This window comes from Nocardiopsis lucentensis DSM 44048, from assembly GCF_000341125.1.
Taxonomy (GTDB): domain Bacteria; phylum Actinomycetota; class Actinomycetes; order Streptosporangiales; family Streptosporangiaceae; genus Nocardiopsis; species Nocardiopsis lucentensis.
Genome location: NZ_ANBC01000109.1, coordinates 1 through 3,808 on the forward strand (window position 1 = coordinate 1; position 3,808 = coordinate 3,808).

A 3,808-nucleotide genomic window follows, 5' to 3' on the forward strand; every position below is an offset into this window, starting at 1 on the left:
CCCCTACGCTGACGGTATGAACGCCAACTCGGGCAACGGCGCCCCCACCATCACCATCCCCGCCCGGTTCAACGGACCGGACGGATCGGGCAACGGCGGCTACAGCGCGGGGCTGCTCGCCGCCCGCCTCACCACCGAGGGCGGCCCCGCGGTCACGGTCACCCTGCGCACCCCGCCGCCCCTGGACCACCCGCTCACCGTGGAGGGCGCCCCCGCCACCGGCCTGCGCCTCACCGACCCCGAACGCACCGACCGGGCGCACCTCGTCGCCGAGGCCCAGACCGCGGAACTCCCCGACCGCCCCGCCATCCCCGGCGGCCCTGTGACCGCAGCCGAGGCCAAGGAGGCGGAGAAGCGCTACCCCGGCCTGGTCGAGCACCCCTTCCCGCACTGCTACAGCTGCGGTCCCGCCCGTCCCGAGGGCGACGGCCTCCGCCTGTTCGCGGGGTCCGTGCGCCCGGCCACCGGCCCCGACGGCCAGGGCAACACCGTCGCCTGCACCTGGACCCCGCACGCCGACCTCGGCGACGGCTCGGGCGCCGTCGTCCTTCCCCAGACCTGGGCCGCCCTCGACTGCCCCGGAGGCTGGTCCAGCGACGTCGTCGGCCGCCCCATCGTCCTCGGCCGCCTCACCGCCCGCGTCGACCGCGCACCGCGCGTGGGGCACACGTACGTGGTGATGGGCCACCTGGAGTCCGTCGACGGACGCAAGACCCACACCGGCAGCGCCGTGTACGACGCGGACGGCACCCTGCTCGCCGAGGCCCACGCGACCTGGATCGCGATCCGCTCCTGAGCAGCGGCGCACCCGCGAAGGCGCTACGGTGAATCCTTGTGGCGATCGACTACACGCAGCGGACGGCCCTGACCGACGGCGATGACACCTCCGGCGCTCCCGTGCCGGAGGCCCCCGCCCGTGCGCTCGGACGCGGCGGACGCGGCCGGGGCGGGCGCGACCCCGAACGGCGCCGCGCCATCCTGGACGCCGCCGACAGGGTGATCCAGCGCGACGGACCCGACGCCCCCATGCTGGCCATCGCCGCCGAGGCGGGGATCAGCAAACCGATCCTGTACCGGCACTTCGGCGACAAGGGCGGCCTGTACCGCGCCCTGGCCCAGCGCCACGTCGACCCGCTCATCGAACGCATCCGCGCCGAGCTGCACGAGCACGCCGAGCTGGAGGTCCGCGCCCGCGCCACGGTCGGCGCCTACCTGTCGATGATCTCGCAGAACCTCAACCTCTATCGGTTCCTCATGGACCGGGCCACCTCCGAGGACCCGCGCACCCGCGGTGACCTGGGGCTCATGGTGCGCCGCCTGGGGGAGGAGCTCGCCGAGCAGCTCGCCAGCGAGGGGCGCGTCACCGGCCGCCCGCACGCCCAGATCGTCGCTCACGCCGTCGTCGGCATGGTCCAGGCGGCGGGCGAGTGGTGGTTGGAGCACCCCGAGGTCAGCGAGGACGAGATCATCGAGGACCTCACCGGAGCCGTCGTCGGCGCGATCCGCGGCGGCTGACCCGCCTTTGCCGAACCCGGTCCCGAATTCGGCTTGACCTGGAGCGCACTCCAGGCCCCATGCTCTTCCCCATGAGGGACTACTACACGCCCGGTGAGGTCGCCGAACGGTTCGACCTCACACTCGACACCCTCCGCTACTACGAACGGGAGGGCCTGCTCCGACGGGTCGACCGTTCCCCCAGCGGACACCGGCGCTACCGTGCCGACGACGTCGAACTCCTCGGCCTCGTCCGGTGCCTGCGCGACACCGACATGCCCATCGCCCGTCTGCGCGAGTTCGCCGAACTCGTCCAGGCGGGCGACCACACCATCCACGATCGGCTGGACGTCCTCCAACGCCACCAGGACCGGCTGGACCAGCGCATCGCCGAGCTGCGCGCCCACCAGACCGCCATCCAGCACAAGATCGACTACTACGTCGGCGTGCTCGCCGACAACGCCCCCCGAACGGTCGAGGAGACCTCCTGATGCGCTACACCACCATCGGCGACCGCCGTGTGAGCGCCCTGTGCCTGGGCGCGATGAAGTTCGGCAGTGAGACCGACGACGCCACCGCCTCCGCGCTGCTCGACCGCTTCGTCGAGGCGGGCGGAACCTTCGTCGACACCGCCGACAACTACCAGTTCTGGGTCGAGGGCTTCGAGGGGCACGAGAGCGAGACCTTCCTCGGGCGCTGGCGCCGGGAGCGCGGTGTCACCGACGAGGTGTTCGTCGCGACCAAGCTCGGCGCCATGCCGACCGTGCCCGGCACCGGCCTGGAGACGGCGGAGGGCCTGTCCGCCGAGGTCGTCGCGCAAGCCGCCGAACGCAGCCGCGAGCGCCTCGGGACGGAGCGGCTCGACGCCCTGTACGCCCACATCGAGGACCGTTCGGTGCCCCTGGAGGAGACCATGGGCGCCTTCGCCGCACTCGTGGAGGAGGGGGCGGTCGGCGAGGTGGGCCTGAGCAACCACCGGACCTGGCGTCTGGAGCGGGCCCGCGCCGTCGCCGAGGCCCACTCCTGGCCGCGCCCCCGGCTGCTCCAGTACCGGTACAGCTACCTCCAACCCCGCGTGGACGTGCCCCTGACAGCCACGGCGCACGTGCACGTCACCCCGGAACTGCTGGACTTCGTCCGCGCCGAGGCGGCCGAGGGCCGAGAGCACACGGTCGTGGCCTACACCTCGCTGCTGTGGGGCGCCTACACGAGGCCGGACAAGGAGCTGGAGCGCGCCTACGACCACCCGGGGACGGCCGCCCGCCTGGCCGCGCTCGACGAGGTGGCCGCGCAGACCGGGGCCACCCGCAACCAGGTCGTCCTCGCCTGGCTCATGGACAGCGACCCCGCGGTCGTGCCGCTGGTCGGCGTGAGCACGATGACACAGCTCGACGAGGCGATCGAGGCCACCGACCTGACGCTCACGAAGGAGCAGTGGCGGCGCCTCGCCGACGCGAACTAGGTGTTCTCCGGGCGCCCCGCCCCGCCCACCCGTCACCCGAGGGCCGGGTGGGCGGGCGTCCCAACGGACGCCTCGCGGTGCCCGGGCCCCACTCCTCGGGCGACCGCCCCGGAAGTAGAAACCAGGGCAAACATCGCGATTCATCCCATGGGTGTACACGTGTTGTTTTCGCCATGGGGTGACCGGATACCTTCCTTGATGGCGGCGGGCGGGGCCGCGCCGCCGCGGTCCGCCGACCCGTGGGAGGGGCGAGTTGCCCGAGGACACCTACCACCAGATCCACTTCGCCTGGGCGGAACCGACCCTTCTCGGCCGGGTCGGCCCGGGCCCGGCCGCCTCCTCCCTCACCGAGGACGACCAGCCCGCGCTGCGCTCCTGGCGCGACCGGCTCCTTCCCGCGCTCACCGCCGACTACCGCTCCGCCCTTCCCGGCACCGAACCCGCCGACTACCCCGAGACCCTCTGGGCGCGCGCCTACCCCGACGGGCGGGCCGCCCTCGTCTACCGCTGGCCCGGCGAGGTCCGCGACGCGCACGCGTGGGCGATCGTGGGACCGGCGCACGGCCTCACGTTCCCGCGTGTGCTGTCGCTCCACGAGAACCCGAACACCCGACCCTCGCCCACCCGGCCGCCCGACCCCGGGTGGGCGACCATGGACGCGCTGTCCACCCCCGACCCCTGGGAGCGCACCGCCGCCCCCGGCGCCGTGCGCACCCGCGACCGCCGCGCCGCCGAGACCGCCGTCGCGGGCGAGCCCGTCCTCGTCGGTGCCGTGGCCGCCGCCCTGGCCCGTCCCGACCTGCCGATCCACATCGGCCTGGACCCCGAGCGCGCCGATCTGTGGCAGGGGGG

At 73.8% G+C, this 3,808-nt stretch carries 4 protein-coding genes and 1 pseudogene; all 5 read left to right on the forward strand.

Features of this window, described 5'->3' with window-relative positions:
• The first annotated feature begins 16 nt into the window (after positions 1 to 16).
• A complete protein-coding gene (locus D471_RS0103345; RefSeq protein ID WP_017597314.1) occupies positions 17 to 796 on the forward strand; it encodes a hotdog family protein in 780 nt (259 codons plus the stop codon).
• Positions 797 to 834: 38 nt separating this feature from the next.
• Positions 835 to 1,515 carry a TetR/AcrR family transcriptional regulator gene (locus tag D471_RS0103350; RefSeq protein WP_017597315.1) on the forward strand — a complete coding sequence of 227 codons (681 nt, stop codon included), beginning with the start codon at positions 835 to 837 and terminating at the stop codon, positions 1,513 to 1,515.
• 71 nt (positions 1,516 to 1,586) lie between these two features.
• On the forward strand, positions 1,587 to 1,985 hold the full coding sequence (locus D471_RS0103355) for a MerR family transcriptional regulator (RefSeq protein ID WP_026127365.1): 399 nt from the start codon (positions 1,587 to 1,589) through the stop codon (positions 1,983 to 1,985).
• Complete coding sequence (locus tag D471_RS0103360) at positions 1,985 to 2,956, forward strand: aldo/keto reductase (RefSeq protein ID WP_017597317.1); 972 nt, start codon at positions 1,985 to 1,987, stop codon at positions 2,954 to 2,956. Before D471_RS0103355 ends, D471_RS0103360 begins: the two co-directional genes overlap by 1 nt.
• 253 nt (positions 2,957 to 3,209) lie before the next feature.
• A pseudogene (locus D471_RS32830) lies at positions 3,210 to 3,808 on the forward strand (hypothetical protein); the annotation flags it as partial.